The sequence below is a fragment of the Streptomyces sp. ADMS genome, from assembly GCF_033441795.1.
GTDB lineage: Bacteria > Actinomycetota > Actinomycetes > Streptomycetales > Streptomycetaceae > Streptomyces.
Genome location: NZ_JAVFVX010000214.1, coordinates 1 through 5,723, shown reverse-complemented (window position 1 = coordinate 5,723; position 5,723 = coordinate 1). Strand labels below are relative to the sequence as shown.

General features: G+C 70.3%; 7 protein-coding genes and 1 pseudogene. 5 read left to right on the top strand and 3 right to left on the bottom strand.

Features of this window, described 5'->3' with window-relative positions; all coding sequences use genetic code 11:
- The 3 genes from RB628_RS39200 to RB628_RS39190 all read right to left on the bottom strand — a co-directional run.
- Positions 1 to 610, bottom strand: a 610-nt coding sequence (locus RB628_RS39200; RefSeq protein ID WP_318325427.1) for a transposase, incomplete at its 3' end; no start/stop codon positions are given.
- A gap of 94 nt (positions 611 to 704) precedes the next feature.
- Positions 705 to 1,040: a metal-sensitive transcriptional regulator gene (locus RB628_RS39195; RefSeq protein ID WP_318325425.1), complete on the bottom strand. Its 336-nt coding sequence runs from the start codon at positions 1,038 to 1,040 to the stop codon at positions 705 to 707.
- Positions 1,037 to 3,859 (bottom strand): heavy metal translocating P-type ATPase, encoded by a 2,823-nt coding sequence (locus RB628_RS39190; RefSeq protein WP_318325424.1) that lies wholly within the window; start codon positions 3,857 to 3,859, stop codon positions 1,037 to 1,039. Before RB628_RS39190 ends, RB628_RS39195 begins: the two co-directional genes overlap by 4 nt.
- Positions 3,860 to 4,066: 207 nt before the next feature.
- Here RB628_RS39190 and RB628_RS39185 point away from each other — a divergent pair, with 207 nt between their 5' ends.
- From RB628_RS39185 to RB628_RS39165, 5 genes and pseudogenes are all read left to right on the top strand, one after another.
- Positions 4,067 to 4,333 carry an SHOCT domain-containing protein gene (locus RB628_RS39185; RefSeq protein WP_318325426.1) on the top strand — a complete coding sequence of 89 codons (267 nt, stop codon included), beginning with the start codon at positions 4,067 to 4,069 and terminating at the stop codon, positions 4,331 to 4,333.
- A gap of 28 nt (positions 4,334 to 4,361) precedes the next feature.
- Positions 4,362 to 4,616 (top strand): DUF2933 domain-containing protein, encoded by a 255-nt coding sequence (locus RB628_RS39180; RefSeq protein WP_318325423.1) that lies wholly within the window; start codon positions 4,362 to 4,364, stop codon positions 4,614 to 4,616.
- A 40-nt stretch (positions 4,617 to 4,656) separates the two neighbouring features.
- Positions 4,657 to 4,914 (top strand): ATP-binding cassette domain-containing protein, encoded by a 258-nt coding sequence (locus RB628_RS39175; RefSeq protein WP_318325422.1) that lies wholly within the window; start codon positions 4,657 to 4,659, stop codon positions 4,912 to 4,914.
- A 127-nt stretch (positions 4,915 to 5,041) separates the two neighbouring features.
- Positions 5,042 to 5,485, top strand: coding sequence for a hypothetical protein (locus RB628_RS39170; protein ID WP_318325421.1), 444 nt, complete (start codon positions 5,042 to 5,044; stop codon positions 5,483 to 5,485).
- Positions 5,486 to 5,520: 35 nt separating this feature from the next.
- Positions 5,521 to 5,723: pseudogene (locus RB628_RS39165) on the top strand (hypothetical protein); the annotation flags it as partial.

Sequence of the window (5,723 nt, the reverse complement as noted above, 5' to 3'; positions counted from 1 at the left end):
GCCCACGCACACCAGCCCCGTGACCAGCAACTTCAGCTTGCACACCTCTCAATGCTGCCTTCCACTTGTTGTTCCAGCGCTTGCGTCCGCGGCCGGAGGGGTCGAGGGCGAGGGTGGCCAGGTAGATCCTCTTGAGCGCCGCCTGTTCGTTGGGGAAGTGTCCGCAGGCGGTGGCCGCGCGGCGGTAGCGGGCGTTGAGGGACTCGATGCTGTTGGTGGTGTAGACGACCTCGCGGATCGCGTCGGGGAAGGCCAGGAACGGTACGAACTCGCTCCAGGCGCGCTGCCAGACGGCGGCGATGCTGGCGTACTTGTGGCCCCACTTGGCGTCGAACTCGTCGAGCCGCTCGCGGGCCTGGGCCTCGTTGACCGCGGTGTAGACAGGCTTCAGGTCGGCGGCGACCTCGGGCCAGTCCCGCCTCGAGGCGTAGCGCAGACTCTGCCTGATCAGGTGAACGACGCAGCGTTGCACGACGGTTCGGGGCCACACGTCGATGGAATTCAAGCGGTCTACCCGGTCGTCTTCGTCGATGTTCGCGACCGCGTCCGGCAGGGCGGACAGCCCGTCGCAGACCAGCATGAGGACGTCCTTGACTCCTCGGTTGCGCAGGTCGGTGAGGACTTGCTGCCAGAATTTGGCGCCCTCTCCGCCGTCGCCGGCATACCCCCGAGGGGTTTATCGGGCTCTTGGGTCGCGGAGGCGGTCACAGGCGCAGTGTGCGCCGCAGGGCGAGGGCGAGTTCGCCGAGCTTGGCCTCGCCCGCGTCCGGGTCCGAGCGGGCGGCGTCGGTCACGCAGTGCCGAACGTGGTCGTCGAGCAGGCCGAGCGCGACTTCCTGCAGGGCTCGGGTGACTGCGCTGATCTGGGTGAGGACGTCGACGCAGTACCGGTCGTCGTCCACCATGCGGGTCACCCCGCGCACCTGGCCCTCGACCTTGTGCAGCCGGGCGAGATGGTCGGACTTGTGCTCGGCGTAGCCGTGCGGGGCCGCGCCCGGTGCCCGGTCCGGAGTACCTGCGGGTCCGGAGACGGTGGTCACCTGATGTCATCTCCTCGTGGTGTGCCGTGCGCAGCAGATGCCCGGTACCGGTCCGGGTCGGCGCAGAAGGTGGCAGCGCACCCGGTGGAGCAGAAGTAGTACCACTCTGCGTCCATCACGTGACGCTCCGCGTCGGTCTGCGGGTTGATCTGCATGCCACACACCGGGTCGGTGACAGCGGTGGCGGACTCGTGTTGCTGGTCGTGGCCGGGGCGCTCGTTGCTCCCTTCGCTCTCCGGTGTCGTGGCGGGCTGGGGCACGTGATCGGCCGGTATCTCCGTCCAAGGCTCGGCCCCTGGTTCGACCGTTGCCGCCGCGGCGGGCGGCAGCGGGCTGGTACGCCAGCGCCGCAGGCGGGATGCGTTGGTGACCACCGACAGGGAGGACAGGGCCATCGCGGCGGCGGCGATGATCGGGCTGAGGCGGATGCCCCACACCGGGTACAGGGCTCCGGCGGCGAGCGGGACGCCGATGGCGTTGTAGACAAGGGCGAAGAACAGGTTCTGCCGGATGTTGCGCATGGTGGCGCGCGAGAGCCGGATCGCGGTGACGACACCGGTCAGGGAGCCGGAGATCAAGGTGATGTCAGCGGCCTCGATGGCGACGTCGGTGCCGGTGCCGATCGCCAGCCCGACATCGGCGGCGGCCAGCGCGGGGGCGTCGTTGATGCCGTCGCCGACCATGCCCACCGTGCGGCCCTCGCCCTGCAGGCGGCGGATCTCATCCGCCTTGTGCTCGGGGAGCACCTCGGCCAGGACACGGTCCACACCGACCTGGGCGGCGATCGCGGCGGCGGTGCGGGCGTTGTCGCCGGTGAGGATGACCACGTCGAGGCCGAGCTTTTGCAGGGCTGCGATGGCCTGGGTGGAGTCGTCCTTGACGGTGTCGGCGACGGCGAGCACTCCGCCGGCGCGGCCGTCGACGGCCGCGAGTACGGAAGTCTTGCCCTGGGAGGACAGCTCGGCCGCCACCGGGGCCAGTGCGGTGGTATCGATGCCGGCGTCGGTCAGCAGCCTGGCGGTGCCGACCAGGACGGCGCGGCCACCGACGGTGGCCTGCACGCCCTTGCCGGTGACCGAGTCGAAACTGCCCGCCGCACGCGGGGTGAGGCCGCGTTCCCGGGCCCCGGTGACGATCGCCGCCGCGAGCGGGTGCTCGCTGTCCGCCTCGGCCGCCGCGACCAGGGCCAGCAGTTCGTTCTCCTGGAAGTCTTCGGCCGTGTGCACGTCGGTGAGCACGGGCTTCCCAGCGGTGACGGTGCCCGTCTTGTCCAGCACCACGGTATCCAGCTTGTGGGCGGTCTCCAGCGCCTCGGCGGAGCGGATCAGGATGCCTGCCTGGGCGCCCTTGCCGGTGCCGACCATGACCGACAGCGGGGTGGCCAGGCCGAGCGCGCAGGGGCAGGCGATGATCAGAACGGCGACTGCGGAGACCAGCGCAAGGGTGAGTGCCGGTGCCGGTCCCGCCGTGTACCAGAGGGCGAAGGTGGCGATGGCGATGGCGATGACGGCGGGTACGAAGTAGGCGGAGACCGCGTCGGCCAACCTCTGGATGGGGGCCTTGGACGCCTGGGCCTGCTGCACCAGGCGGACGATCTGCGCGAGCATGGTGTCGGCGCCGACCTTGCTCGCGCGCACCCGCAAGGACCCGGTGCCGTTGACGGTGGCGCCGATGACCGTGTCCCCGGCGCGTTTGGTGACCGGCATCGGCTCGCCGGTGACCATCGACTCGTCCACCGCCGAGGAACCCGACAGCACCTCCGCGTCGACCGACACCTTCTCGCCGGGCCGGATCAATACCTCATCGCCGACCGCCACGTCCTCCACCGGGATCTCGGTCTCGGTGCCGTCGCGGATCACGCGGGCGGTGCGGGCCTGCAGCCCGAGCAGCGCGCGGATGGCCTCACCGGTGCCGGCCTTGGCGCGCGCCTCCAGCAGCCTGCCGAGCAGGATCAGGGTGAGGATCACTCCGACCGCTTCGAAGTACACCTCGCGCACGTTCTCGGGCAGCAGAGTGGGGGCGAGCGTGACGATCAGGCTGTATCCGTACGCGGCTGTGGTGCCCAGCGTGATGAGGGAGTTCATGTCCGCGCTGCGGTGACGCAAGGTGAGCCAGCCGGTGGAGTGGATGGGCCAGCCGGTGTAGAGCATCACCGGAGTGATCAGAGCCAGTTGCAACCAGTGGTTCAGCAGCCAGCCAGGCACCCAGCCGGCGCCGAAGAGCTCGTGCGCCATGACGGCGAAGAGCACCGGGGCTGTCAGCACCGCCCCGACGGCGACCCGCCGGATAAGGTCGGCGATCTCCGCGAGCCGCTCGGCGGACTCCGCGGCCTCCGCCTCGCCTGCCGCGGCCTCGCCGCCCGGCAGACTACTCGCCGGCCCAGCAGCAGTCGGGGTGACAGCCGCCGTCCGGCCTCCACCGTCCGGGGCGGCATCCGTGCCACTGACCGGTTCGACCAGCAGCGTGCCGTGGATCATGTTCATCCCGCACGCGAACCCGAACGAACCGGCCTTGGCCGGATCGACCCGCACGGTGGTGCGCGCGTACGCCGGCAGCCCGGCGCTGACCCGCAGATCGGGGAAGACGACCCGGGAGGTGCACTCCCCGCTCTCCTGCCGGTCGAAGACCAGCTCCACCGGCACCCCCTGGCGGACCTTGATGACGTCGGGGGTATAGCCACCCCGCACGATCACCTCGACCCGCTGTACCCCGCCCTCCGTCCGCGCACTGCGGGCCCTGCGCGGACCGAAGAAGAACCAGCCCAGACCGGCGATCAGCACGGACGCGGAGACCACCACGACGACATCGGCAACACCCATGGCAGTTCTTCCTCCCTGCGTGTTCACTCCCTCCAGCCTCACTCGCGGCTACCCCAACCAGGTAGGGGCTGACCGGCCCCACCGCCGGGACCAGTGGACCCTGTGCGCCCAGGTCAGAACGGCAGGACTCTAAAAGCAACACAAGAACGGGGCCGGACGGCGTGGGCCCTGCGCCCGCCACCCGGATGACCTGGGGACGTGATGGTGATGATGTTCTGGTACGACCACGACGTCAGCGGCTGGGGCTGGTTCGCCATGTCGGCCAGCATGATTCTTTTCTGGGCGATGATCATCACCGCCGCCGTCCTGCTCTTCCGGGCCCTGGGCCGCCCCCACGAGCACACCCACAGCCCGGCCGGTCCCTCTCCCGAGCAACTGCTCGCCGAGAGGTTCGCCCGCGGCGAGATCGACGAGGAGGAGTACCAGCAACGCCTGACCGCCTTGCGGTCCTCGGGCCCTGTCACCAAACACTGACACGCCCTCCCAAGGAGGAGGCCCCGCCATGAAGAACGACCAGAACTACGGCCTGTACGCGATCGCAGCCGCCATCGCCGTGGTCGGCGCGCTCGTCCTCGGCGCGTCGCTGGGCAGCCTGGTCTGGCTCGCCCTCGTGGCCGCCTGCCCGCTGATGATGTTCTTCATGATGAAGAGCATGCACGGCCAGGACATGCACGGCGGTCACAGCCGTGACGACCGGGACGACGACCCGCTGCACAAGCACGACCAGCACCAGAACCCCGGATCCGGCCGGCGCTGACCGGCCGGATACCGGCGTCCACGGCACGGCGAGGAGCGAAATGACCACCGCCGTAGCCGTCGGCATCGGCGTACTGATCCTGGCCGCCATGGCCTATGACATCGCTTACCGCGTGTCCCAGGAAGCGGAGCGGCGCTCGCGCAAGGACATCTACGCGTCGCTCGGCTTCGAACGCTACGCCGGCACCCGCGCGGATCGCCTGTCCGGCGGGACGCTGGCCAAGCTGAACCTGGGCCTGGCGCTGCTGGCCGACCCCGCGGTGCTGCTGCTGGACGAGCCGACTTCGACACCTACCTGAAGTTCTGGGACCTGGTCGGCCAGCGCCGCCAGGCGGGCCGCTCCGTGCTGATCATCAGTCACTTCGTGACCGACCAGGAGCGTTTGGACCGGATCGTTCAGCTGCGGGACGGGCGGGCGGTGCCCCGGTGAGCGCCCTGCCGTTCGCCCGCCGGTTCCTCATCGAGGCCGCCCGTACCCCGGTCAACCTGCTCGTGCTGGTCCTGGTCCCGGCGGTGTTCGTGGTGGTGGCCGCCGGACCGATGGCGGATGCCGCCGAGTTGCTCGGCGGCCCCGGCGGTCCCGCGGTGCAGACCGCCACCGCCGGGTGGGCTGCCGCCTTCATCGCCGCGATCGCCATGTACTTCCAGATGCGCGCCGCCCGCGCGGCCGACCGCCGCCTGGTTCTGGCCGGGCTGGCCCCCTCCCGTCTGGTGGCCGCCCGTATGACCACCGGCCTGGTACTGGCGCTGCTGGCCGCCGCCGCTGCCCTGCTCGCCCTTCAGCTGCGGACCGGACTCGGGGACGATCCGGGGCGGGTACTGGCCGGGACGCTGAAGTTCGCGGGATCTACCTGGCGATCGGTGCGCTGATCGGCACCCTGGTCGCGAACCCGGTCAACGGCACCGTGCTGGTGCTGTTCGTGTGGATCCTGGATGTGTTCTTCGGTCCCGCGATCGGCGCGGCGGACCGGCCGGTGACCCGCGTCCTGCCGACACACTTCGTGACGCTGTGGATGGTGGACCTGCCCTCCGGCCATGGTGGGCGGGTCGGCGATCTAGGCCCGGACTTCGCGGGTCACCGTTTCAGGTTTGTGGCCAGTGGGTCTGT